The organism is Candidatus Methylopumilus rimovensis (assembly GCF_006364615.1).
GTDB classification, from domain to species: domain Bacteria; phylum Pseudomonadota; class Gammaproteobacteria; order Burkholderiales; family Methylophilaceae; genus Methylopumilus; species Methylopumilus rimovensis.
Map to the genome: position 1 here is coordinate 965,884 of NZ_CP040986.1, position 24,105 is coordinate 989,988.

A 24,105-nucleotide genomic window follows, 5' to 3' on the forward strand; every position below is an offset into this window, starting at 1 on the left:
ATGGTAAAAAAAACTTACCCTATAATCGCTAGAGAAGGCTGGCCATTTCTAATAGCATCGATTGCTATATCAGCCTTCGCATTCAATATATGCACTTTATGGTCGATTCCTCTTTGGATTATCTCATTATTTATTTTGCAATTTTTTAGAGATCCAAAAAGAAATACGCCTTCTAAGAAAAATATTGTGGTATCAGCGGCTGATGGCAAAGTAATTGTAATTGAAAAATGCAAAGACGATTACCTTAATAGACGTGCAATTAAAGTAAGTGTCTTTATGAATGTCTTCAATGTCCACTCGAACAAAAGCCCGGTCAAATCAACCGTTATGAATAAATGGTATTTCCCTGGAAAATTCCTAAATGCGGCCTTATCAAAAGCATCATTAGAGAACGAAAGATGCGCACTTCATCTTAAAACTAAAGAAGGTTTTGATATCACTTGCGTTCAAATTGCAGGCTTAATTGCGAGAAGAATTTTATGCTATGTAAATAAAGGTGAAGTATTGGAGGTTGGTGAAAGATATGGGTTTATAAGATTTGGTTCGCGTGTTGATTTATACTTACCTATCAATTCAAAGATAAAAGTTTCTCTAGGCGAAAAAGTTTTTAATGGCGAAACCATTATTGCTGAATTAAAAAAATAAATTAATTGTCTATAAATAAACGAAGCTCATTTAAAGCCAATCTATATACGTCCCTCTTAAATTCAATCACCTCACTAAGAGGCAACCAGTAATCATGCCATCGCCATGCATCAAATTCAGGCTTTTTGGTGTTTCTCAAGAATATATCGGTATCTTGACCCTTCATTCTTAATAGATACCATATTTGTTTTTGCCCTTTGTAAGTACCTCTAAAATCTCTTCGAAGCCATTGCGATGGCACTTCATATTTCAACCAGTCTTTTGTTCGGCCAAGTATTTCTACATGATGCGGCTTTAATCCCACTTCTTCCATAAGCTCTCGATACATAGCCTGTTCTGGCGCCTCGCCCTTTTGAATGCCACCTTGAGGAAATTGCCAAGCATGTTCTTGTGTGCGCTTTGCCCAAAAAACTTGATTCTCAGCATTACAAATTACAATGCCAACATTGGGCCGATACCCATCTTTATCAATCATAGAAATACCTTAAGATTTACTTCAGTTTTTTTATTGATTTAGTTTAAATAAAAGCCAGAATTAAAGCTAGAATCTATTAAGAAAAAATTGAAAAAACATGACTTTTAAAAATCTTATTTTAGTTATTTTATGTATATCCTTTAGTGGATGTTTCAGCGCACCTATTGCCTATATTACTAATCAAGGCTCGAATACAGTTAGTGTCGTTGATATCAAAAAGAAAAAAATTAGACAAGAAATTTCTGTAGGCAATGGTCCTGTAGGCATTGCTATTTCTTTAAAGCAATCTTATGCCTATATTTCAAATGCCAATGATAGTTCTGTGAGCGTTTTAGATCTTCAACGTAATGAGGTTATTAAGACAATCAAACTTAACGGAACGCCAGTTGGAATTACTAAATCTACCAATGATGATTATATCTTTGTGAGCGATTGGTTTAATAGCGAGATTTATGTAATCGAAACAAAATCTTTAGTGGTGATTAAAAAAATGACTGTTGGCAAATCACCTTCCGGCATAATCTGTGACACTAAAGGGAAGTATCTTTTTATTTCCAATCGCGACGAAAATACAGTTGAAATATATAACCAATCGGATTTAAATCTTGTTAACAAAATTAAAGTAGGTATGCATCCATACGGCGTGTTTGTTAACAAAGACTTGCTTTTTGTTGTTAATGTCCTAGATGATTCAATATCTATTGTGAATACCAGTTCATTTGCTTCAGAGACTATTAAGGTTGGCGATCATCCTTATGGCGTGGTATCTGATTTAAACAATCATTTTGCCTTTGTTACAAATACTCAAGATGACAATATTAGCGTCATTGATCTTAAATCAAAAAAGGAAGTCAAAAAGATTAAAGTGGGCGGAAATCCAGAAGGTATCGATATTAATGAGCAAAATAATATGCTAATAACTTCTAATTGGAGAAGCGACTCAATTTCAATTATTGACTTAGAAAAACAAGAGTATCTCTATGAAATTAAAACGGGCAAGCAAAGTCGATCTTTTGGTCAATTTATTAAAATTGACTAATGTTATATATAAAAACAATTTATAATTAATAAGTTAATTAATCAATAAAGGCCTTAATTCAAATGAAAAAAATTATTACCAGTATTTTGCTTATTTTTATATCCTTCAATGTATTTGCTCACGGCCCATCGCCTCAAAAAGTTGAAAAGTCAATTACAATCAATGCATCCCCTGATAAAGTTTGGGCAATTGTTAAAGATTTTGGTGCTGTTCAAAAATGGATACCCCTTGTAACTGATAGCAAAGTAGAAAAAAAAGGTGAAGATACAACAAGAATACTTACATTAAAATCTGGAGGCAAAGTCATTGAGAGACTTAAAGGTATCGATGAAGAAGCCATGAAATTAAAATATGAAATTGTAGAAGGTGCCATACCTGTGGCTGATTACAATTCATTTATTGTTGTAGCAAAAGGCTCAAATCCCAACCAATCGACTGTAACATGGGTTGGTCGTTTTTATAGGGTTTATAAACTCAACCCACCTATTCCAGCTGGCCAAGATGATGAAACAGCAGTAAAAGCTGTGACTGAAATTTATGATGCAGGACTTCCGGCACTTAAGAAATTAGCTGAAACCAAATAATTTAATTTATTTAGAAAAAAGCAGAATTTAATTCTGCTTTTTTTATTTATGATGCCGATTATAATTAATAGTACGACGGCGCCCATAGGAGCAGTGATATTTCTTCATGGCTTGGGTGCTGATGGATTTAACCTTAAAGACATTTTTGCAAGACCACAACTCAACAAAATTCGGTTTATCTTACCTCATGCGCCTTATCAGCCAGTAACCATTAATCAAGGCTTTGAAATGAGAGCCTGGTATGATCTATATGATTTATCCTTAAAAAAAGATGAAGATGAATTAGGAATGGAAAGATCAAGTTTAATCATTCAAAAGCTTATTGAAGAGCAGATTTCCCTTGGCATACCTTCCGAAAAAATCATTATTGGGGGCTTTTCTCAAGGCGCTGCTATGAGTTTTTATTTAGGATTAAAATATCATAAAAAATTAGGTGGCATTGCTGCTTTATCAGGTTATCTTCCTTTGAAAGAAAAGCTTACAGGTCCTATAAAAAAAGAGTTAATCAATATGCCAATCTTTATGGCTCATGGCCTATATGATAATGTTATAGATATACAAATTGCTGATAACTCCTATAAAAAACTATTAAAAAAATTTAATTCTGCAATTTTTGAAAAATACCCTATAGGGCATGAAATTTGCGAAAAAGAAATTGATGATTTATCAATTTTCTTGAATCATTCACTTAGCTAAAGATAATTTTTATGGATAAAAATTCACTAGAAACAAACCTTAAAGAACTTGAATCTATTGTTTCAAAAATGGAACAAGGTGATATGGCGCTCGAGGAATCTATAAAATCTTATGAAAAAGGAATGGTTCTTCTTAAATTATGTCAAGACTCTCTAAAAGAAATTGAACATAAAGTTTTAGTGCTTTCTGCAGAAAATACACTCGAACAATTCAAGTCAGCTAATGAATAATTTTCATGAATGGCTCCGAGAAAAACAAGCATTTGTCGAAGCTTTGCTTGAAAAAAAATTACCTCAAATTAGCCATGAAATACCCTTAAATGAAGCAATAAGGTATAGCGTTCTTAATGGCGGAAAAAGAATGCGATCACTCCTTGTACTTGCAACTGCAGAAATTATAGAGACCCCCCTGATTGCGATTGAAAATATTATATGTGCCCTAGAGTTTGCACATGCTTATTCTTTAGTTCATGATGATATGCCTTGTATGGATAACGATGATTTGAGACGTGGAAAATTATCTTGCCATAAAAAATTTGGTGAAAGCACTGCGCTTCTTGTTGGAGATTCTTTGCAATCTATTGCTTTTTCTTACTTATCTTCACCGTCTCTTCAAGTTAACCCAGACAACCAATTAAAAATGATTCACGCCTTCTCTAACGCTATTGGTATTGAAGGTATGGCAAAAGGTCAAGCCTTAGATATTGCAAATACTAATAAAAAAATTTCATTAGAAGAGCTTAAAAAGATGCATCAATATAAAACTGGCGCACTTATTAATGCAGCTTGTTTAATGACGGTGCTTGCCTCTAAAAGTCACGACAAAAATATACTTAATATAATAGATACCTATTCAAAATTAATTGGACTAATGTTCCAAATTCAAGATGACATTCTTGATAAAGAAGCAAATCAAGAGATTTTAGGTAAAACACCTGGCAAAGATGAAAAAGATAATAAATCTACATTTGTGTCTTTGCTAGGTGTTTCTAAATCAAAGGAATTGGCTGCTGAATATTACGAAGAAGCTTTAACCGCTCTCAAACCATTCGGGGATAAAGCATATTATTTAGCTGGTATGGCTGAATTAATTATGACGCGATCGCACTAATATGAATCTCCTTGATAAAATTAATTCACCAAAAGATTTAAAAAAACTTAATCGCAACGAACTTACTAAACTATGCGATGAGATAAGAACTTTCATTATTGAAAGCGTTTCAAAAACAGGCGGCCATCTTTCATCAAATCTTGGTGTTATTGAGCTTACCGTTGCGCTTCATTATGTTTTTGATTGCCCTCTAGATAAATTCATATGGGATGTTGGGCACCAAACCTATCCTCATAAAATTCTAACCGGAAGAAAAAAGAAAATGGGCTCATTAAGAGCCATGTCTGGAATTTCAGGTTTTCCAAAAATTGTAGAGAGTGATTATGATATTTTTGGTACTGGTCATTCAAGCACCTCAATATCAGCTGCCTTAGGTATGGCTGAAGCACTTAAAAAGAAAAACTTGCACCACAAAGCAATTGCAATTATTGGCGATGGAGCCATGACCGCAGGTATGGCTTTTGAAGGTCTTAATAATGCCGGGAACTCAAAAAATAATATCTTAGTTATTTTGAATGATAATGATATGTCGATCTCTAAAAACGTCGGTGCGCTTAATAACTATCTAGCAAAACTTATGTCAGGAAATCTTTACGGAAGTATTAAGCGTTCAAGTAAAGCAGTTTTATCTGCTATCCCTCCTATGCTTGAATTTGCGAAGCGTGCTGAAGAGCATGTCAAAGGCATGGTAATTCCTGGCACTTTATTTGAAGAATTCGGCTTTAACTATATAGGTCCTATTGATGGTCATGATATTGACGCATTAGTTGATACGCTCAGCAATCTTAAAGAGCTTCAAGGGCCCCAGTTCCTTCATGTGGCCACCCAAAAAGGTTATGGTTATGAGCCCGCAGAAATTGATCCCAATAAGTTTCATGGCGTAGGTCAATTTAATCTAGATGATGGCACCCAACCATCCAAAATAAAAAAGACTTCTTACACCGACGTATTTGGCAATTGGATTATCGATATGGCTATGATTGATAAAAAACTATGCGCAATTACTCCTGCTATGTCAGATGGCTCTGGCTTAAATAAATTTGCTGAAAAATTTCCAGATCGTTTTTTTGATGTAGGGATTGCTGAACAGCATGCAATAACTTTTGCAGCAGGGCTTGCCTGTGAAAATTACAAACCTGTCATTGCCATTTACTCGACTTTTCTTCAAAGAGCTTACGATCAATTAATACACGATGTCGCCTTACAAAATATTCCTATGTTGTTTGCTATCGACAGGGCCGGAATTGTAGGCCAAGACGGGCCTACACATTCAGGTAGTTTTGATTTGTCATTCTTAAGGTGTATTCCAAATATTGTGATTATGGCGCCAAGCAATGAAAATGAATGTCGTCAAATGCTTTTTACCGGATTTAAATTTAAGGGTATTTCAGTAGTTCGCTACCCAAGGGGTGAAGGGCCAGGCGCAATAGTAAAATCTAAGATGGCAGCTATCCCGATTGGCAAAGCTGAAACTATTAAAAAAGGAAAAAAGATTGCTCTTTTAGCTTTCGGCAATATGTTGAATGAAGCTCTAAAAGTTGCAGATAAGATTAACGCGACCGTGGTTAATATGAGATTTATTAAACCTCTCGATATTAAATTAATTCGTGATTTGGCGTTATCGCATAAGCTCCTTGTTACGTTAGAAGAAAACGCAATCTCGGGCGGTGCTGGATCAGCAGTTCTAGAAGTTATCAGTGAGTATGATTTAAAATGTCAAACATTACTCCTTGGTTTACCTGATAAGTTTGTCGAACAAGGCAGTCAAGAACAACTTCGTAAAGAATATGGTTTGGATGCTTCTTCTATTATCAAATCAATTGAGAAAAAATTAACCTAGTGTTACACTCAAGTATTAATACCTAACAATTAATTATGACAACAAGCAAACACACATGCCCAATTGAAGATGTTCAAAACACCCCTGATTTAAGGAGTTTGGATATTGATAAGGTGGGTATTAAATCTATAAGACATCCTGTGCTTGTGAAGGATAAAACAGGTGGGGCACAACACACTGTTGCAACATTTAATATGTATGTTTATTTGCCACATAATTTTAAAGGCACTCACATGTCTAGATTTGTAGAAATCCTAAACATGAATGAAAGAGAAATATCTGTTGAGTCTTTTGAAAATATCTTAAGAGAAATGATGGAACGACTTGAAGCTAAGTCATGTGATGTCGAAATGACATTCCCATATTTCATTAATAAAACCGCGCCTATTTCCGGAGTTAAAAGCCTTTTGGATTATGATATAAGTTTTATTGGAAAAATTATTGATGGAAAATTTAAGAATACAATTAAAGTAATTGTGCCAGTAACCAGCCTTTGCCCATGCTCGAAGAAAATATCAGATTATGGCGCGCACAACCAAAGATCTCACGTCACAGTCACCGCTGAAATTAATAAATTTATTTGGATTGAAGAATTAATTGAGCTTATTGAAAAACAAGCATCATGTGAGCTTTATGGTCTTCTAAAAAGACCTGATGAAAAATTTGTGACTGAGAAAGCATATGATAATCCTAAATTTGTTGAAGATATGGTGCGAGATGTTGCAGCCCAATTAAAATTAGAAAAAAGAATTGATCATTTCGTAGTTGAATCCGAAAACTTTGAATCCATTCACAATCATTCTGCTTACGCTTTAATTGAAGGGTAATTTCAGCTAATTTAAATTAGCCAAATATTTTATTTCCTTTAATCTCTAGTTTTAATCCAAACCAAATCACTAAAAATCCAATCAGTGGAGATATGGCAGCAATCATAAATCCAATCTGCCCTCCAAGATATTGAATTAAATAACCCCCTCCCAATCCTCCGACAGTGCCACCAATGCCATAAGCTACACTGTTATATATTGCCTGCCCTCTCGCTTGATTCCGGCCTTTAAAATAGTAAGCAATAACTTCAATGGATGCTGCATGAAAGCTTCCGAAAGTTGCAGCATGAAACATTTGTGCTACAAATAATAGATAAAGATGGTTGGGAGAGACTCCAATAAGAATAAACCGAATGACGCCTAAAAATAAACTCATTAGCAAAATTGCTTTAAGTGAATAGCGATGTAAAATTTTTGGCATCAACATAAAAATCAAAATTTCACAGATGACGCCAGTCGCCCAAAGCCACCCTATCGTGCCGCCGCTATAACCATGCTCTTTGAGATAAATTGAATAAAAATTGTAAAGCACTCCGTGTGCTGAAACCATTAATGTGCAGCCAATTAAAAGCGCTATCACAGAAGGAGTTTTAATAATGTTCCAAATAGATAAATCGTTTTTTGCGTTATGGATCTCCTGAGTTTCAGGAATAGTGTTTGATAAAAAAAATATAATTGCTTGAGAAATTAATAAAGTCCACAACAAAATATTAATCCCTTGAAGATCAATTAGATAACCTAACAATAAAGATGCCGCAATAAATCCGATTGATCCCCATAATCTTATTCTGCTGTAATGTCCATCTGTAGTTGCTAAATGCGCAAGAGTTAAAGATTCTGCTAACGGCAAAGTTGAACTCGTAAATAAACTTAAGGCTGACATTATCAAAAAAATCCAAAAAAATCCTTTTGCCCAAAAAACACCAACAAACCCGATCAAACCCAAAAGCGATGTAAGTTTAATCCATTTAACACGATGACCTGTGTGATCAGCCAGCCAACCCCAAAAATTGGGAGCAACGATACGACTTATTTGAAATAAAGAAAGAAGAATACCAATACTTGCAGGTGAAAAGTTTTGAGATTGAAGATAAATGCCCCAGTATGGAACAAACGAGCCCACAAAAAAATAATAGAAAAAATAAAAACGCGATAAGCGCCAGTGAAGATTATGCGTGGCACTCACTAAATTTTTGGTGTATGAGAAACGACATCGGCATTTTGAGCGCGATGTCTTAATGCTTGATCCATAATGACTAAAGCTAACATAGCCTCAACAATCGGTGTCGCCCTTATTGCAACGCAAGGATCATGACGACCTGTTGTTTGCATCAGAACAGCTTCACCTTCAGTATTAATTGACTTTCGGTCTTGGGGAATACTTGAGGTTGGCTTAAAAGCTATATGCGCAATAACAGATTGTCCGGTTGATATGCCGCCTAAAATACCACCTGCATGGTTCGTTAAAAAACCTTGGGGAGTTAATTCATCGCCATGCTCACTGCCTTTTTGGTTAATCGAGCCAAAACCTTCTCCAATATCAATGCCTTTTACAGCATTTATACTCATCATTGCGTATGCAATTTCAGCATCCAGCCTACCAAAAACTGGCTCACCTAAGCCTACTGGCATATTTTCTGCCACTACGGTAATTTTGGCACCGACTGAATCTCTCTCTGCGCGAATGCCATCTAAATATTTTTCTAATTCAGGAACTTGGGCTTGATTAGGACAAAAAAATGGATTTTGATTTACATCTTCCCAATTTTTAAATGTTATTTGAATGGTGCCCATTTGACTTAAATAAGCTCGGATTTTGATGCCATATTTTTTAATTAGCCATTTCTTAGCTATAGCCCCTGCAGCAACTCTTACAGCGGTTTCTCTAGCACTTGATCTTCCGCCGCCTCTATAGTCTCTTATGCCGTATTTATGGGCATATGTGTAGTCTGCATGTCCGGGACGGAATACATCTTTAATTTTTGAATAATCTTGACTTCTTTGATCTGTATTTCGAATAATAAATCCGATAGGTGCGCCAGTTGTTTTGCCTTCAAAGACGCCAGACAAAATCTCGACCTTATCTTCCTCATTACGTTGAGTAACATGCTTAGAAGTGCCAGGTTTTCTTCTATCTAAATCTAATTGCAAATCTTCTTCCGACAAATCCAAGCCAGGCGGGCAACCATCTACGACTCCACCTATAGCTGAGCCATGAGATTCACCAAAAGAGGTGAGTGTAAATAAAGTGCCTAGAGTATTACCCGACATAGATATGCTTTTTTATAAATATATTTAAATATTATCATAACCCGATTGCAGCCTTTAATTTATTAATTGAGTCGTAAGTCCTTAATCCATTGGTTATAAACTCGATAAGCTAACTTATTCAATTGATCACATTTGATAGAAACATTTTCTAATATCACTTCTGGCGATTGAATCGCTTCTTTATTTTTTTCATTTTCCATTTCAGCCGCCCCAGCTTTTGTCCAACTTTCTACCATGGAAGGCATCATTTCAATATGGCATTGAAATGCAATATGCTTATCAAAATAGCTATAAGCCTGATGATGACAATTTTTATTGGTCAAAAGATGAATTGCATTTTGTGGCAATTCAAAAGTTTCGCCATGCCAATGAAAAACTTCAAATTCTGATAAATCATCAAACCATTTTTTTGAAGATTCTATTTGCTGAGAATTGTGGTTAAGGGTTTGCACTTCAAACCATCCAATTTCCTTACAAGAATTTTTTTTAACGGTTGCACCAAGCGCCTTACTGATTAACTGACCCCCAAGGCAATGCCCAAGAACTGGTATATCAGAGCATATGGCTTCTTGAATTAATTTAACCACTTCTTTGATCCACGGCAAATCGTCGTTCACGCTCATGGGGCCTCCCATCAAAATCAAACCAGCATATTCAGAAATAGATCTAGGAATATTATCCATCTGATCTACTTTAATCAATTTATACTGAATAGCATTTTGAATTAAAAAATCAGCCAAATAGCCCGGACCTTCAGTTTCATAAAATCTCATAATTAAAACTAATTTTTTATTCACGGATAATTTTATACATACCTAGATCCAGATCTACTAGTGTGTAAGCTCCGATTGCAAATCGAATTAATCTTAATGTGGGGTATCCAATTTTTCCTGTCATTCTTCTTACTTGACGATTTTTACCTTCGGATATTCTAATTTCTAGCCAAGTCGTTGGAATTGTTTTTCTTTCTCTAATAGGAGGCGTTCTTTCCCATAAGGTTTTTGGCTGATCTATAATTTTTATTTCTGCAGGTAAAGTTTTAAAGTCGCCCAAATCAACGCCATGTCTTAATTCATCTAAATCACTCTCTTTTGGGGCGCCTTCAACTTGCGCCCAATAAGTTTTTTGCATTTTATATTTTGGATCGCTAATTTGATGTTGAAATAAGCCATCATCAGTTAGAATAATTAAACCTTCACTATCTGTGTCAAGCCTGCCTGCAGGATAAACACCGGGTATTGGAATAAAGTCTTTTAATGTCTCATGTTTGTCATGTTTGCTAAACTGGCAAACGACACCATAAGGCTTATTAAATAATATTTTCATTAAACTTAAAGTGAGTATGAATGCTTAGCAAAATTAATCTTCCAAAAAATGCTTTAAAAATTACAGTCAATTCAAATCTAAGTTTGAATGTTCCAGATCATCCTATTATCCCATTTATTGAAGGTGACGGTATTGGTGTTGATATTACTCCAGCGATGTTAAAGGTTGTAAATCAAGCTGTTTTAAAAGCTTATGATGGAAAAAAAGAAATTGCTTGGATGGAAGTATTCGCCGGAGAAAAAGCCACAAAAATATACGATAAAGACACATGGCTTCCTCAAGAAACTCTAGATACTATGAAAGAGTTTGTTGTGTCTATTAAAGGCCCTCTCACAACGCCTGTCAGTGGCGGCATCAGATCACTTAATGTAGCTATGAGACAAGGGCTCGATTTATATGTTTGCTTAAGACCGATTGAATATTTTAATGGTGTTCCAAGTCCTTTAAAAAATCCTGAAAAAACTAATATGGTGATTTTTAGAGAAAACACAGAAGATATTTATGCGGGGATTGAATGGCAAGCATTCTCAGAAGAATCAAAAAAAATTATAAAAATGATCTCAGAATTGGGCATTAAAAATAAAATTCGCTTTCCAGAATCAACCGCTATAGGTATTAAACCTGTTTCTAAGGAAGGTAGTCAAAGGCTTATAAGAAAAGCGATTGAATATGCTATAGAACATAAAAAAAGATCAGTCACACTAGTCCACAAAGGCAATATTATGAAATTTACTGAAGGTGGATTTAAAGAATGGGGTTATCAATTAGCTCAAGATGAATTTGGGGCTAAACCTATTGAAGGTAAATCCAGTTTTGTTTGCTCTAATGGTCTTATCATCAAAGATTGCATTGCTGACGCTTTTCTTCAAGAAATATTAATTCACCCAAGCGAATATGATGTCGTAGCCACCCTCAACCTTAACGGGGATTACATTTCAGATGCGCTAGCTGCTCAAGTTGGTGGTATTGGCATTGCTCCAGGCGCTAATTTATCAGACTCAACGGTTATTTTTGAAGCTACCCATGGAACCGCACCAAGTATTGCAGGTAAAAAAATTGCCAATCCTAGCTCTTTAATTCTGTCGGCTGAAATGATGTTAAGGCATATTGGCTGGATTGAAGCTGCCGATACCATCTCGTTAGCATTCAGAAAAACATTAGCGGCTCAAAAAGTCACTCAAGACTTCTCATCACAATTAAATAATGTCTTGCCATTATCTACAGATGATTTTGCTGATGTCATCATAAGTTACATGTAAAAAAAAAGCCCGCTTAAGCGGGCTTATTTATTTAGTTTGGAACTAGGCTTTATTTATATTTGAAGCTTGCTTGCCTTTTGGTCCGTCTGTAACGTCAAAAGTAACTCTTTGACCTTCTTTAAGACTTTTATATCCTGTATCTACGATTGCTGAGAAGTGAGCAAATAAATCATCACCACCATCATCAGGAGTAATAAAACCAAAACCTTTTGAATCATTAAACCATTTTACTGTACCTGTTGCCATTTCATAAATCCTTAACTTTAAACAAGGGAGGCCCCCCAAAAGTTTGAATCAAGAACTAAAGCACTACTTAAATATAAATTAAAGCTAGCTAAATAAAACTCGAAACCAAACACCTGGGAGCTTTTTTACGTGGTTTAGCTATAAATGTCAAGCTATTTGTTACTTTAAAAAAGGCTTAAGACTTGGTGCTATTGAGCGCTTTTTCTATTTCTTTATAGGGTTGAGCCCCTAACATTCGCTTCCCATCTGAAAAAATCAAGGTAGGCGTTGATGTAATACCTAATTTTGAGCCTAACTCTAATATTAGTTCTGTAGGTGGCTGACATGTGACTTTCCCTGAAGGGAGTGCATCGTTAATTGCCCAATCTGCCCAAGCTTTTGAGCGATCTTTGGCACACCAAATCAACTGTGATTTATTCTTTGCGTCCGGATGAAGCTTTTCGATAGGGAATAAAAATGTATAAATTGTCACATTATTAAGATGTGTAAATTCATTTTGCTCAAGACGTTTGCAAAAAGGGCAATCCACATCTGCAAAAACAACTAACTTTCTCGAGCCATCGCCTTTAACTGTTTTAATAGCGGAATTAAGGGGCAAGGATGAAAAGTCTACTTTGGTGAGATCCTCAAGGCGCTCGCCGGTTAAATCTTTTTTTGTTTTAGGATCTACGATATGGCCTTCTGCAATAAGAAAAGAAAACCTCTCATCAGTATAAATAATTTGACCCCCCATAAAAATTTCATAAAGCCCACTATAGGAAGTCTTCTTAATACTTTCTACTTTATATTTAGGGTAAGAGGCCTCAATCATTTTTTTTAGGCTAACTTCATCAGCCATTAAATAGAATGAAGGGAAAAATAAAATAAATAAGGCGATTTTTTTAAAAATTGTCATCTAATGAGCTGCTTTCTCTATAAGAATTTTTTTAATTAAATGGTTTTGATTTATTTTGTTAAATCCAAAATTAATCACAAATTCAGGAATAAGGCTCTGGGATGAAAAAATATGGCTCAAATGATTCGTTAAATAAGTTAAAGATAATATATCGGTCTTTCTATTTCGATTGTATTTTTTAAGGAATTGCTTTAAACCAAGATCATGATGATATTTTTTATTTGAGTTTAACAATTCATCAAACTCTATCACATCTCTTAAACCTAAATTTAAACCCTGGCCTGCGAGAGGGTGAACTTGATGTGCGGCATCTCCTATTAGAATAACTCGATCTGAAATTAATGATTCATTAATTTTCATACTCAAAGGAAAATATTGTCTCTTAGACAAAATATTAATATCTCCAAACTTTTCACCTAAGTCTTTTTTTAACTTAAGCAGAAACATTGGATCATCTAACTTTTTATATTCATCTAGGATATTGTCATTTAAAGAAAAAACGACAGAATATTCATCTGTGTGAATAGGCAAAAGCGCCAAGATGCCATCTTGCATGAATTTTTGATAAGCACATCCTTGATGAGCTTTAGTACCTTTAATATTAAATACTAAAGCCGTTTGATTAAATGCTTTGTTCTTAACGTCAATAGATGTCTGGCTTCGCACCCATGAATTGGAACCGTCAGCTCCAATGACCAATTTAAATTGATATCTTTTGCTCTTTGCATCAACAAGATTAATATGATCCATTTCAATATTCAAAGACTCAGCGCTATCAATTTTTATTTCATTATAACTAATTTTGCTTATTCGATTCTTAAAAGCATTTTCAAGATCATCATGATTGATAATAAACGCAAGCTCATTCATTCCAGCATCATAGGCATCAAAACTTAATGATGCATTTTCTCTATTAGAATAAACCCTGATTTTATTTACTGGAGACATGAAATCTTTGTGCAAGAAATCACAAACGCCATTTTCTTCTAGCCATTCTTTAACGCCGGGTGTAATGGCATAAAATCTTGGGTCAGGTGCATTATTGTTAATAATTTTTGAATGAGATAGCAGACTTGTCTTGATAGCATATTTATCTAGAGTCACTAATGTCGCCATGCCAGCGATGCCTGAACCCATAATCAATACATCACTTGAGCTTCCTTTCATTTACCGAAACTCATTTTATTTACTAGAAAATTTTTAATAGGCTTAAAGTTATCTAAAAGAGATAAGCTCATACCTCTTGTTAAGGAAAGGACAACCAAATCATTCGAAAAAATGTTTACTAAAGAATCTGTAAAAAAAAGTGTCTTTTTTGTTTCTGATTTTCTTAACGAATAATATTGATTGATAAAACATTCAGATCCTACCTGGGAGGGTTCTGATTTATTTATTAATTTTGACAAATCATAGGCATCTCTAATACCAGTATTAAATCCCTGTCCTGCGACTGGGTGCATTGTTTGAGCAGAATTACCAATAACAACCATACGTTTTTTTGGAAATTCTTCAAGGATAATTTTTTTGAGTGGGAATGTAATAAAATTATCAGAATCAAGAAACTTTCCCACTCTGTCTCCAAAATGCTCATGTAATTTTTCTAAAAATAATTTTTTTGGTGCTTTAGCTAATGCTTGAATATCTTCATCTTTGCCAGTCCAAACCAAAGAAAATTCTTTGGGCCCATTAGGCAAAAGTGCAATAGGCCCCATGGAAGTAAACCGTTCATACGCAATTTTATTAGGGGGAATCTCAGAAGTGACTTTAGTTACAAGTGCCGTATGATTGTAACTGGTTTCTTTTTTCTTGAGGCCTTCAATTAAGGCTGTAGTATTTTTTCCACCATCAGCTAAGACTAAAAGTGGTGCCTCAATAGGGAGATCTTTATTGCCTCCATACAAAATTGATCTATCTTTTTCATTTTTAATAGCCGACACTTCGAACTCATGAGTGATTTTTATTTTTGGAGATTGATTAACTGCTTCTTCAAGCACCTTTGATAAAGCACCATAAGAGACAATATAGCCTAAAGCTGGCAAATTATATTGGCTAGCCGATAATAAAGTACGCCCAAAGCTATTCTTTTGGCTTGTATGAATATCTTTTATTTCACTAATTTTTTTTTCTAAAGGACTCCAAATACCGAGATCTTCAAGAATGAGTTTTGTGCCGTAAGATAGAGCTAATGCACGTCCGTCAGAATGTGAATCATTTTTTCTTCTTGATTCTAAAAGATGTGAATTTTGATTTTGCTTTGCAAGTAATAATGAAAATACCAGCCCAACTGGGCCGGCGCCCACAATGAGATATTCTGAATTTTTCATTTTGCCATCAGGGTTTCAATCGACTCTATTGTCTTTGGGCTATCTTTTGTAAGCACTTCATGTCCATTATGAGTAACTAAAACATCATCTTCGATTCTTATTCCAATATTCCAAAATTCTTTTGGAATATTTGCAGATGGTCTAATGTAGCATCCTGGCTCCACTGTTAAAGTCATACCTGGTTTTAATTGCTTCCATTCTTGCGCTATCGTCTTATAGTCGCCTGCATCATGAACATCAAGGCCTAACCAATGGCCAGTTCTATGCATATAAAATTCTTTATAGGCGCCTGTTTCATAAATTTCCTGATGGCTTCCTTGGCATAAACCAAAGTCTTTGAATCCATCTATCAAAACTGATAATGCTGCTTCATGAGGCTCATTCCAATTATGGTTAGATGAGACTTTACTTAATGCTGCGCTTTGGGCTTCTAATACCAATTGGTAAAAATCTTTTTGTATTTTTGAAAATTTACCATTTGCGGGAAATGTTCTTGATACGTCGGATGCGTAACCTTCTAATTCACATCCAGCATCTGTAAGAATAAGATCGCCATCTTGAATTTTAGAATTATTATCAACGTAATGTAATGTGCATGCATTTTTTCCGGCAGCAACAATAGACTGGTAAGCTGGTGCGCGAACTCCATGACTCATAAATTCATGCAAAATTTCAGCTTCAAGTTCATATTCATACATATTAGGCCTTACAGATTTCATTGCACGGTTATGGGCAAGAGTTGCAATTTTTGCTGACCGCTTCATTATGTCAATTTCAAAGTCACTTTTTATAAGCCTCATATCATCAGCTATTTGACTAATATCTTCGATTGCTTGAGGGGCTTGAATTCCAGCTCTAGCCTTATCTCGCAAGACTTTAATCCAATCATTAATTTTTTTATCATTAAGCGTATCTTGCCCTATTCGATAATATATTTTTTCGCGCCCTGAAATTTCTTTTAAAGCAATCTCATCTAATAAATTTATGTCATAAGACTCATCAAATAAAAAAACTTCTTTTGCCTCTTTAGGCCCATATATAAAGCCATTCCATATTTCCATTTCTAGATTTTTATTACGACAAAATAGTATGGTCTTTGGAGACTTTCCACCTAATACAAATAATACTGACCGAGACTCAGGAAATCCTGAAAAATAGTGGAAATAACTATCTGAGCGATAAGGATAATGACTGTCTCGATTTCTAATTACCTCGTCAGTATTAAAAATGATTGCTACGCCATCACCAATTTTTTCAGTTAACGTATTTCTTCTTTTTTTAAATTCTTGATAATTTTTATGGTTCATTTTTAATTAGCTCTTCAATTTTTCTTTTAATAAAAGATTAATTTCATTTAATCTCTCTGGCGTTCCTATATCAAACCAAAGCCCTTGATATGCTTCTCCGCTGATGTATTTCAAATCAATTAATTTTTTAAGTATAGGTGCTAATTTTGCAACAGGCTCTATACTGATATCTTCAAAAATTTCAGGCTGATAAATAGCAATCCCTGAAAATGTAAGCCTTTCTTTTCCTTCTAGCACAATTTGATTGTCTTTTAAAACAAAATCACCCTCAGGATGTTGCTTAGGATTTTTAACCATTATTAAGTGGCCTTTACAGCCATTTAAGTTCCTATTTTTTATCGTGGCATAATTAAAATCAGTGTATATATCTGCATTAACTACCAAAAATGGTTGATCCCCAATTAGCGGCAATGCTTTCTTAATACCACCTGCTGTTTCTAGTGGTGAGCCTTCTTTAGAATAGGTAATTTTAAGATTCCATCTTGAGCCATCGCCAATACAAGCCTCAATCATTTCTCCCAAATGCGCATGATTAATAATCACATCCTCAAAATTCGCTTTAGCTAATTTTTCTAAATGCCAAATAATCAATGGCTTTCCCGCAACCTCTAAAAGTGGTTTTGGTATGTGATCTGTAAGAGGGCGCATTCTTTCCCCCCTTCCAGCTGCTAGAATCATTGCCTTCATAAGTTTATGTCGAGCTTAATCTATTCATCAGTTTTAATAAAGGATGGAAATCCTTATAGCGCTCACATGCCCTGATCGTGTAATTTTCAACGGCTGGTAAATCATTCAAATAATTTGCTTTATGGTCTCTGTAATTTAAGCGGGCAAAAATACCTAAAACTTTTAAATGCCTTTGGACCCCCATCCATTCAAAATCTCTATAGAACTCTGCGAAGTCATCTTGCACTTTAAGTTTATTTTGTTTGGCATGCTCCCAATATCGAATAAGCCAGTCTATGACCTCTTCCTCACTCCAAACAATATAAGCATCTTTAAATAAGGACACAAGATCATAGACGATAGACCCTTTGACTGCGTCTTGAAAATCTAAAATGCCCGGATTTTCTCCCAGATCGCCATTACAAAACATTAAATTTCTAGAATGAAAATCTCTATGCACAAAAACTTGGGTGTGAGATTTAATATTTTGAATTAGCAAATCAAAAGTTGAATCAAGTACATTCTTATCCGAATCATTCATTTCATAAGATTTATGGAATTTAAGATACCAATCAGGAAATAATCTAAGTTCTTGCATCAATAATGCATCGTCATAGAGTTTGAGTGACTGAGTATCAGCATTTTTTTGAATTTTAATTAGCGCTAAATAGGCATCTCTATAGAGCAATGATGCATTTTGATGATTAAGCTCATCAAGATAAGTTTTATTACCCAAATCTGACAACAATAAAAACCCTGCTTTAAGATCTGCCTCATAAACTTTGGGGACATTTAAACCTGCATTAAGAAGAGTATTCGCTATGTCAACAAAGGGCTTTGAATTTTCTTTTTCAGGAGGGGCGTCCATCAAAATATAAGATTGATTATTAGACATGACGCGGAAATAACGCCGAAAACTAGCGTCTGATGAAGCAGGTTTTATCGTATACTCTTGATTTTTAAGAATATTATTTAACCATTCAGTGATTTGAAGTTCGCGAGTCACAATAAAAAATACCTAGCAATTTTTAAAAAAAATTCTACATTTAACGCAATTAGCTTAATTAAGTAAATTATATAACTACCTGATTATTAATAAATTTAAGTTGATAAAATAGCTAAAATATGAGATTTTAACGTTTATGAAATATTCAACATTAAAACTATAGTACCCCTACTTGCTCCTTCAGCAAAATTCCATGTTTAGAAAAACAATCTCACTGCTATGGGTATTGCTTTTGCTGCTTCCTCAGCTTTCATCTGCTGAAGATTTGTTAAGCGAAAAACAATCTCCAGAAATTTCTCAAGACTTAGTTGAAATTGAAGGCGAGAATCTTGAAACCCTTCTTGATCGCAAAATGAAAGCTAGAGGTAATGCAATCCTTAAGAAAGGTAATAAAACGATTAAAGCCGAAGTGATTGAGTATGATGAAATCTCGGAAAAACTAATAACGCAAGGGAATACATCCATAGAATTAGAAAACATCTCCCTTACTGGCTCATCACTTAATTATAAACTAACTGACTATACAGGGCAGATGGACGACGTAAGCTTTAATTTAAAGTCTCAAAAAAAAGAACAAACAGTTATTAAAAAGGGTTATGAAATAACCAAACATAACTATAATTATCGCGGGGATGCTAAAACAATTTTTTTTGATGGTGAAAACAAAAAACGCCTCCAATCTAGCAGGATAACAACCTGTGAAGCTAATTCAGATGACTGGTATATCAAATCAAAAAATATCGAAATTGATACAAAAAAAGATCAAGTAAAAGCTTCAAATGCTTTAGTTGAATTTAAAGGCGTCCCTATTTTTTATATGCCAAGTACAAGCTTTTCCCTTAATAAGAATAGACAATCTGGTTTTTTATCTTCGACATTTGGTACCACCACTAGAAGTGGTTTTGATCTTCGAATACCTTATTACTTTAATATTTCACCTAATATGGATGCAACTCTATCAGCAAGGCATTTGGGCAGAAGAGGTCCTATGGCAGAAGGTCAATTTCGCTACCTAACTGAGAACTATTCCGGAGTTAATGAACTTCAATACATGAATCATGATGAGGCAAGTGGCCAAGATAATCGATATTTTTTAAAACTCACTCATCAGCATCAATTTGGTAGGGGCTGGTCAGGATCTTATGACCTACAAAAAGTATCAGACAATAATTATTTTGCTGATTTGGCATCTATGATCCAAGTCACTAGCGTAGTAAATTTACCTCAAAGAGCAAATCTAAATTATTCAGGTGATATTTGGAAATTAAACGTTTTAACAGAAAAATATCAAACATTAACTAATGCATTAAATTCCCCATATCAGAGACTTCCACAAGTCAATCTCTCAGGAAATAAAGACTTCGATAATTTCACATTAGACCTTAAGTCACAATGGACTCTTTTTGATAGGGATGATAAGTTCAAGTTTACAGGTAACCAACAGATTACCGGGAGTAGATTGAGCATGACACCAGCAATCACTATTCCATTAACCTCTAATTATGGATATATTAAGCCGAAAGTATCTACAAACATACGATCTTATAATCTTAATCATTCACCTGATAATAACAAAGATATAATCACGCCCATTTTTTCTCTGGATAGCGGTGTTTATCTCGACAGAAATATAAATTTTTTAAGTCAAAATTATACAAACACGCTTGAACCCAGATTATTTTATGTCTACATTCCATATAAAGATCAATCAGTATTACCTAATTTTGACACAGGCCTTGCTGATTTAAATATGCAAACTTTATTTTATGAAAATCAATACAATGGACTAGATCGAATAAACGATGCAAATCAATTAACTGCATCGGTTACATCTAAAATTTTAGATAAAAATGGCAAGGAGAGATTATCAGCCATAATTGCACAAAGGTATTATTTTGAAGACAGAAGAGTTTTTGGTAATGATCAATTGGATGCTAAAAAAGCAAATTCAGATATTTTTATGGGTGCATCAGCAAAATTACCAAATTCACTTAACTTAGATGCCATGTTTCAATTTAACCCGAGCTCTAACAGTTTATTAAGAAGCACGCTTGGGGCTCGATATAATCCAGAGCCAGGAAAAATGCTCAATGTGAGCCATCGATTAATTGATAATATTATTGATAATAATCAAAATTTAGAAGTTTTTAATGTGGCGGGCCAGTGGCCTCTTGGAAACAGATTCTATTCTATTGGTCGCTATAATTATGATTTGAAGGCTTCACAAACGATTGAAGTTTTAGCGGGAGTTGAATACGACGGTGGCTGCTGGGTTGCAAGATCAATTTTTGACAGAATATCATTACCAACAACTCCAGAAGCAAATTATGCATTTTTTGTACAGCTTGAATTAAATGGTATAGGATCTATAGGATCAGATGCAAATAGATTAAATACCTTTTTGTACAGAAATGTTCCAGGCTTGAGAACGGTCAATCAAATCCCAGATGTTAATCGTCAGGCAAACTTTAACTAATTTTCAAATGCAATTTAAAAAATTAATATTAAATATTTATTTGGCCTTAATTGTCTTTGGCTTAATATCCTCTTCTTTCGGGCAAACAAAACCTGAATCTGATATTAAAAAACTTGATCGTATTATTGCTATCGTTGATCAAGATGTAATTACAGAAAAAGAATTGCAAGAAAAAATAAATTCGGTTACTAGCAATCTCAAAAGTCAAAAAATTGAAATCCCTTTAGAAAGTATCTTGAGAAAACAAGTGATAGAAAGATTAATATCAAACAGTATTCAAATCCAACTTGCTAATCAAACCGGACTAAAAATTAGCGATGCCCAAGTTGATAAAACTATTGAACGTATCGCAGAAAAAAATAAACTGAATGTGGTTGATTTCAAAAAAAACCTAGAAACTGATGGCACTAATTTTTATAAGTTTAGAGAAGAAATTAGAAATGAAATCACGATTGCGCAATTGAAAGAACGTGAGGTTGATAGCAAAATTTTAATCACTGATGGAGAAATTGATAACTTCCTAAATGCACAATCAAAAGAATTTCAAGACGAATTTGAAGTTGCTCATATTCTTATTCGCGTTCCTGAAGATGCATCGCCTGAAAAAATTGATAAATTAAAGAATAAAGCTGAGGAAGCCGTTAAGCAAATTCAATCAGGTAAAAATTTTACTCAAGTTTCTGCAATATTTTCAGAAACACCAAATGCGCTTGAAGGTGGGAATCTGGGCTGGAAAAAGGCTTCAGATTTACCAACATTATTTGTAGATGCTCTAAAAAAAACCGAAGTGGGTAAACTTACCTCTATTTTAAGAAGTCCTAATGGTTTTCATATTCTTAAACTGATCAACAAAAAAGGGTCTAGTGGTCCTCTAGTTGTTGAACAAACACATGTGAGGCATATTTTAATTAAACTTTCTGAAATTACTTCGGAAAATGAAGGTCGTCAAAAGCTGATCGGCATTAAAGAGCGTTTAGAAAATGGCACGAAGTTTGAGGATATGGCAAAGCAATATTCAGAAGACCCTTCTTCAAATAACGGTGGCGATTTAGGCTGGATCAATCCAGGAGATACTGTTCCTGAGTTTGAAAAAACAATCAAGCAGCTTAATATTAATCAAATCAGCGATCCTATTAAGACTCCGTTTGGATGGCATCTTATCCAGGTTCTGGAAAGAAGATCTCAGGATATGTCGAAGGAATCAGCTCGAATTCAAGCCAGGCAACAAATCAAAATGCGAAAATCTGAAGAGGCTTACCAAGACTGGCTTCAAGAATTAAGGGATCGCTCTTTTGTAGAGCTTCGTTTAGAAGATAATTTTTAATTTCTTATTTTGAGTTTTTTAAAGCCACATATCGTCATAAGCTCAGGCGAACCTGCGGGTATTGGCCTTGATCTTTGCGTCTTGCTGAGCGAAAAAACATTTCCAGCCTTTATTACGGTTGTTGCAGATAAAAATGCCTTATCCCATAGAGCTTATCAGCTCGATAAAGTAATTACATTTCATGAAAATAAACTGATAGAACATAAAGGCGACCATTCACTTTCTGTTTATCATATCGCAGCTCCCGAACCGATTAAGGCAGGAGCCCTCAACTCCAATAATAATAGCTACGTTTTTGATGTATTAAATTTCGCATTAGATGGATGTTTAAATAAATCTTTTGATGCGCTTGTTACAGCTCCTATCAATAAAAGTATTATCAATGAAAGCCAACCCTTTACTGGTCATACTGAATATATTGCGCATTACACTCATGCCAAAAATGAAGTCATGCTCCTCACTTCCAAATCTATGAAGGTTGCACTTGTAACAACTCATGTGCCTATATCACAAGTAAGTAGTTTGATCACACAGGAGAAATTCGAAGAAACTTTAAAAACAATTCATCGCGACCTTATTCACCGATTTAAAATAAATAATCCTACAATTTTTGTTGCTGGCCTTAATCCGCATGCAGGCGAAAATGGCACTTTAGGTTTGGAAGAGATTGATATTCTTATACCCGTCATCCATAAACTAAAATTAGAAGGTATGTTAATTGAGGGGCCACTTCCGGCAGATACACTTTTTACAGAAAAATACATTAAAAAAGCTGACTGTTTTTTGGCAATGTATCATGATCAAGGTCTTGCAGTATTTAAACATGCTAACTTTGGCTTAGGTGTTAATGTCACGCTCGGTCTTCCTATTATTAGGACCTCAGTTGATCATGGAACCGCTATCGATCTTGCTGGAAAAGGAACGATAGACCCAAATAGCTTCTATAGTGCAATTGATTTGGCAATTGACTTAGCTCAAAAATCACACTCATGAAGCATATTGCCAAGAAAAAATTTGGGCAAAATTTCCTCAAAGATACTGCGATCATTCATGCAATAATTCAATCAATCAATCCTCTTCCAGACGATCTGCTCATTGAAATAGGTCCTGGACTTGGAGCGCTTACAAAGCCTCTAATCGAAAAAACTAATCGTCTTTTAGCAATTGAGCTTGATCGAGATATTGTAAATTGGATGAAAAATGAATATTCAAAAAAGAATATCATCATATTCAATGAGGACGTTTTAAATTTTAACTTTAATCAGTTTGATCAGAAAATTAGAATTGTAGGCAATTTACCTTACAACATTTCAACGCCTATTTTATTCAAATGCATTGACAATATTTTAATCATAAAAGACCTTCATTTTATGTTGCAAAAAGAGGTTGTAGATCGCATGATTGCTACCCCTTCGTCTTCGGAATACGGAAGATTGTCAGTAATGCTGCAATACTATTTTTCAATGGATCATTTAGTGTATGTTCCTAAAGAATCGTTTGAGCCTGAACCTAAAGTTGAATCATCTTTCGTAAGACTTATTCCTTATGAAGAATACCCTTTTATTGCAAACAATATAGAACAGTTTGGAAGGATTGTTAAAGAAGCTTTTTCACAAAGACGAAAAACAATTCGTAATACACTCAAATCATTTATAAGTGAAAATGACTTTGAAAAAATTGGTATAAACCCCCAGTTAAGAGCTGAAAATTTATCGGTATCAGATTTCGTAAAAATTTCAAATTATCTAGGCTAATTTATACAGGCTAATAACCATTTGAAATGAACATC

At 34.5% G+C, this 24,105-nt stretch carries 25 protein-coding genes; 13 read left to right on the forward strand and 12 right to left on the reverse strand.

The genetic code is table 11. The features are described from left to right. Positions 1-645, forward strand: coding sequence for a phosphatidylserine decarboxylase (locus tag FIT61_RS04955; RefSeq protein WP_139873683.1), 645 nt, complete (start codon positions 1-3; stop codon positions 643-645). Between the two features lies 1 nt (position 646). Here FIT61_RS04955 and FIT61_RS04960 read toward each other — a convergent pair whose 3' ends face one another. Beyond that, on the reverse strand, positions 647-1,120 hold the full coding sequence (locus FIT61_RS04960) for an RNA pyrophosphohydrolase (RefSeq protein WP_139873684.1): 474 nt from the start codon (positions 1,118-1,120) through the stop codon (positions 647-649). A 97-nt stretch (positions 1,121-1,217) separates the two neighbouring features. On the opposite strand from FIT61_RS04960, the gene FIT61_RS04965 reads away from it, so the two are divergent. The 7 genes from FIT61_RS04965 (at position 1,218) to folE2 (ending at position 7,216) form a co-directional block, all read left to right on the forward strand. Continuing rightward, positions 1,218-2,159 (forward strand): YncE family protein, encoded by a 942-nt coding sequence (locus FIT61_RS04965; protein ID WP_139883611.1) that lies wholly within the window; start codon positions 1,218-1,220, stop codon positions 2,157-2,159. A 62-nt stretch (positions 2,160-2,221) separates the two neighbouring features. Beyond that, the gene (locus FIT61_RS04970; RefSeq protein ID WP_139873686.1) at positions 2,222-2,743 is read left to right on the forward strand and encodes an SRPBCC family protein; all 522 of its coding nucleotides are present in this window, start codon (positions 2,222-2,224) and stop codon (positions 2,741-2,743) included. Positions 2,744-2,791: 48 nt separating this feature from the next. Next, positions 2,792-3,439: an alpha/beta hydrolase family protein gene (locus FIT61_RS04975; protein WP_139883613.1), complete on the forward strand. Its 648-nt coding sequence runs from the start codon at positions 2,792-2,794 to the stop codon at positions 3,437-3,439. Between the two features lie 11 nt (positions 3,440-3,450). Then, on the forward strand, positions 3,451-3,669 hold the full coding sequence (gene xseB / locus FIT61_RS04980) for an exodeoxyribonuclease VII small subunit (protein WP_139873688.1): 219 nt from the start codon (positions 3,451-3,453) through the stop codon (positions 3,667-3,669). Further along, the gene (locus FIT61_RS04985; protein ID WP_139873689.1) at positions 3,662-4,549 is read left to right on the forward strand and encodes a polyprenyl synthetase family protein; all 888 of its coding nucleotides are present in this window, start codon (positions 3,662-3,664) and stop codon (positions 4,547-4,549) included. The genes xseB and FIT61_RS04985 overlap by 8 nt, the downstream gene beginning before the upstream one ends. A 1-nt stretch (position 4,550) precedes the next feature. Further along, positions 4,551-6,389: a 1-deoxy-D-xylulose-5-phosphate synthase gene (gene dxs, locus FIT61_RS04990; RefSeq protein WP_139873690.1), complete on the forward strand. Its 1,839-nt coding sequence runs from the start codon at positions 4,551-4,553 to the stop codon at positions 6,387-6,389. A 35-nt stretch (positions 6,390-6,424) separates the two neighbouring features. Continuing rightward, a complete protein-coding gene (gene folE2, locus FIT61_RS04995) occupies positions 6,425-7,216 on the forward strand; it encodes a GTP cyclohydrolase FolE2 (protein WP_139883615.1) in 792 nt (263 codons plus the stop codon). A gap of 16 nt (positions 7,217-7,232) precedes the next feature. Here the strand turns inward: folE2 and FIT61_RS05000 are convergent, their stop codons facing one another. From FIT61_RS05000 to FIT61_RS05015, 4 genes are all read right to left on the reverse strand, one after another. Beyond that, positions 7,233-8,339: an MFS transporter gene (locus FIT61_RS05000; RefSeq protein ID WP_244925187.1), complete on the reverse strand. Its 1,107-nt coding sequence runs from the start codon at positions 8,337-8,339 to the stop codon at positions 7,233-7,235. A gap of 62 nt (positions 8,340-8,401) precedes the next feature. Continuing rightward, the gene (gene aroC / locus FIT61_RS05005) at positions 8,402-9,487 is read right to left on the reverse strand and encodes a chorismate synthase (protein WP_139873693.1); all 1,086 of its coding nucleotides are present in this window, start codon (positions 9,485-9,487) and stop codon (positions 8,402-8,404) included. A gap of 62 nt (positions 9,488-9,549) precedes the next feature. Then, entirely contained in the window at positions 9,550-10,260 is a 711-nt protein-coding gene (locus FIT61_RS05010; protein WP_139883948.1) for a type 1 glutamine amidotransferase, read from the reverse strand. 16 nt (positions 10,261-10,276) lie between these two features. Beyond that, positions 10,277-10,813 (reverse strand): pseudouridine synthase, encoded by a 537-nt coding sequence (locus tag FIT61_RS05015; protein ID WP_139883619.1) that lies wholly within the window; start codon positions 10,811-10,813, stop codon positions 10,277-10,279. Between the two features lie 20 nt (positions 10,814-10,833). On the opposite strand from FIT61_RS05015, the gene icd reads away from it, so the two are divergent. Further along, the gene (icd, locus tag FIT61_RS05020; RefSeq protein WP_139883621.1) at positions 10,834-12,072 is read left to right on the forward strand and encodes an NADP-dependent isocitrate dehydrogenase; all 1,239 of its coding nucleotides are present in this window, start codon (positions 10,834-10,836) and stop codon (positions 12,070-12,072) included. A gap of 42 nt (positions 12,073-12,114) precedes the next feature. Here the strand turns inward: icd and FIT61_RS05025 are convergent, their stop codons facing one another. The 7 genes from FIT61_RS05025 to FIT61_RS05055 form a co-directional block, all read right to left on the reverse strand. After that, the gene (locus tag FIT61_RS05025; protein ID WP_046487297.1) at positions 12,115-12,318 is read right to left on the reverse strand and encodes a cold-shock protein; all 204 of its coding nucleotides are present in this window, start codon (positions 12,316-12,318) and stop codon (positions 12,115-12,117) included. A 175-nt stretch (positions 12,319-12,493) separates the two neighbouring features. Further along, positions 12,494-13,213 (reverse strand): DsbC family protein, encoded by a 720-nt coding sequence (locus FIT61_RS05030; RefSeq protein ID WP_139883623.1) that lies wholly within the window; start codon positions 13,211-13,213, stop codon positions 12,494-12,496. After that, positions 13,214-14,380: an FAD-dependent monooxygenase gene (locus FIT61_RS05035; RefSeq protein ID WP_139873698.1), complete on the reverse strand. Its 1,167-nt coding sequence runs from the start codon at positions 14,378-14,380 to the stop codon at positions 13,214-13,216. Continuing rightward, positions 14,377-15,537, reverse strand: coding sequence for an FAD-dependent monooxygenase (locus FIT61_RS05040; protein WP_139873699.1), 1,161 nt, complete (start codon positions 15,535-15,537; stop codon positions 14,377-14,379). Before FIT61_RS05040 ends, FIT61_RS05035 begins: the two co-directional genes overlap by 4 nt. Continuing rightward, positions 15,534-16,844 (reverse strand): aminopeptidase P N-terminal domain-containing protein, encoded by a 1,311-nt coding sequence (locus tag FIT61_RS05045; RefSeq protein WP_139883625.1) that lies wholly within the window; start codon positions 16,842-16,844, stop codon positions 15,534-15,536. The genes FIT61_RS05040 and FIT61_RS05045 overlap by 4 nt, the downstream gene beginning before the upstream one ends. 6 nt (positions 16,845-16,850) lie before the next feature. Further along, positions 16,851-17,531 (reverse strand): N-acetylmuramate alpha-1-phosphate uridylyltransferase MurU, encoded by a 681-nt coding sequence (gene murU / locus FIT61_RS05050; RefSeq protein ID WP_139873701.1) that lies wholly within the window; start codon positions 17,529-17,531, stop codon positions 16,851-16,853. A 4-nt stretch (positions 17,532-17,535) separates the two neighbouring features. Beyond that, positions 17,536-18,516 (reverse strand): aminoglycoside phosphotransferase family protein, encoded by a 981-nt coding sequence (locus FIT61_RS05055; RefSeq protein ID WP_139873702.1) that lies wholly within the window; start codon positions 18,514-18,516, stop codon positions 17,536-17,538. Between the two features lie 193 nt (positions 18,517-18,709). On the opposite strand from FIT61_RS05055, the gene FIT61_RS05060 reads away from it, so the two are divergent. From FIT61_RS05060 to rsmA, 4 genes are read left to right on the forward strand one after another with little or no spacing between them, the layout of a single operon-like run. Then, positions 18,710-20,992 (forward strand): LPS-assembly protein LptD, encoded by a 2,283-nt coding sequence (locus FIT61_RS05060; RefSeq protein ID WP_139883627.1) that lies wholly within the window; start codon positions 18,710-18,712, stop codon positions 20,990-20,992. Between the two features lie 7 nt (positions 20,993-20,999). Continuing rightward, entirely contained in the window at positions 21,000-22,316 is a 1,317-nt protein-coding gene (locus FIT61_RS05065) for a peptidylprolyl isomerase (RefSeq protein WP_139883629.1), read from the forward strand. 9 nt (positions 22,317-22,325) lie between these two features. Continuing rightward, positions 22,326-23,309 carry a 4-hydroxythreonine-4-phosphate dehydrogenase PdxA gene (pdxA, locus tag FIT61_RS05070; RefSeq protein ID WP_139883630.1) on the forward strand — a complete coding sequence of 328 codons (984 nt, stop codon included), beginning with the start codon at positions 22,326-22,328 and terminating at the stop codon, positions 23,307-23,309. Beyond that, the gene (gene rsmA / locus FIT61_RS05075) at positions 23,306-24,070 is read left to right on the forward strand and encodes a 16S rRNA (adenine(1518)-N(6)/adenine(1519)-N(6))-dimethyltransferase RsmA (RefSeq protein ID WP_139883633.1); all 765 of its coding nucleotides are present in this window, start codon (positions 23,306-23,308) and stop codon (positions 24,068-24,070) included. The genes pdxA and rsmA overlap by 4 nt, the downstream gene beginning before the upstream one ends. Positions 24,071-24,105: the final 35 nt, after the last annotated feature.

Excerpts from the sequence above, each read along its gene's own strand:
- FIT61_RS04955 (WP_139873683.1), top strand. The coding sequence starts at position 1 with ATGGTAAAAAAAACTTACCCTATAATCGCTAGAGAAGGCTGGCCATTT.
- FIT61_RS04960 (WP_139873684.1), bottom strand. The coding sequence starts at position 1,120 with ATGATTGATAAAGATGGGTATCGGCCCAATGTTGGCATTGTAATTTGT.
- FIT61_RS04965 (WP_139883611.1), top strand. The coding sequence starts at position 1,218 with ATGACTTTTAAAAATCTTATTTTAGTTATTTTATGTATATCCTTTAGT.
- FIT61_RS04970 (WP_139873686.1), top strand. The coding sequence starts at position 2,222 with ATGAAAAAAATTATTACCAGTATTTTGCTTATTTTTATATCCTTCAAT.
- FIT61_RS04975 (WP_139883613.1), top strand. The coding sequence starts at position 2,792 with ATGATGCCGATTATAATTAATAGTACGACGGCGCCCATAGGAGCAGTG.
- xseB (WP_139873688.1), top strand. The coding sequence starts at position 3,451 with ATGGATAAAAATTCACTAGAAACAAACCTTAAAGAACTTGAATCTATT.
- FIT61_RS04985 (WP_139873689.1), top strand. The coding sequence starts at position 3,662 with ATGAATAATTTTCATGAATGGCTCCGAGAAAAACAAGCATTTGTCGAA.
- dxs (WP_139873690.1), top strand. The coding sequence starts at position 4,551 with ATGAATCTCCTTGATAAAATTAATTCACCAAAAGATTTAAAAAAACTT.
- folE2 (WP_139883615.1), top strand. The coding sequence starts at position 6,425 with ATGACAACAAGCAAACACACATGCCCAATTGAAGATGTTCAAAACACC.
- aroC (WP_139873693.1), bottom strand. The coding sequence starts at position 9,487 with ATGTCGGGTAATACTCTAGGCACTTTATTTACACTCACCTCTTTTGGT.
- FIT61_RS05010 (WP_139883948.1), bottom strand. The coding sequence starts at position 10,260 with ATGAGATTTTATGAAACTGAAGGTCCGGGCTATTTGGCTGATTTTTTA.
- FIT61_RS05015 (WP_139883619.1), bottom strand. The coding sequence starts at position 10,813 with ATGAAAATATTATTTAATAAGCCTTATGGTGTCGTTTGCCAGTTTAGC.
- icd (WP_139883621.1), top strand. The coding sequence starts at position 10,834 with ATGCTTAGCAAAATTAATCTTCCAAAAAATGCTTTAAAAATTACAGTC.
- FIT61_RS05025 (WP_046487297.1), bottom strand. The coding sequence starts at position 12,318 with ATGGCAACAGGTACAGTAAAATGGTTTAATGATTCAAAAGGTTTTGGT.
- FIT61_RS05030 (WP_139883623.1), bottom strand. The coding sequence starts at position 13,213 with ATGACAATTTTTAAAAAAATCGCCTTATTTATTTTATTTTTCCCTTCA.
- FIT61_RS05035 (WP_139873698.1), bottom strand. The coding sequence starts at position 14,380 with ATGAAAGGAAGCTCAAGTGATGTATTGATTATGGGTTCAGGCATCGCT.
- FIT61_RS05040 (WP_139873699.1), bottom strand. The coding sequence starts at position 15,537 with ATGAAAAATTCAGAATATCTCATTGTGGGCGCCGGCCCAGTTGGGCTG.
- FIT61_RS05045 (WP_139883625.1), bottom strand. The coding sequence starts at position 16,844 with ATGAACCATAAAAATTATCAAGAATTTAAAAAAAGAAGAAATACGTTA.
- murU (WP_139873701.1), bottom strand. The coding sequence starts at position 17,531 with ATGAAGGCAATGATTCTAGCAGCTGGAAGGGGGGAAAGAATGCGCCCT.
- FIT61_RS05060 (WP_139883627.1), top strand. The coding sequence starts at position 18,710 with ATGTTTAGAAAAACAATCTCACTGCTATGGGTATTGCTTTTGCTGCTT.
- FIT61_RS05065 (WP_139883629.1), top strand. The coding sequence starts at position 21,000 with ATGCAATTTAAAAAATTAATATTAAATATTTATTTGGCCTTAATTGTC.
- rsmA (WP_139883633.1), top strand. The coding sequence starts at position 23,306 with ATGAAGCATATTGCCAAGAAAAAATTTGGGCAAAATTTCCTCAAAGAT.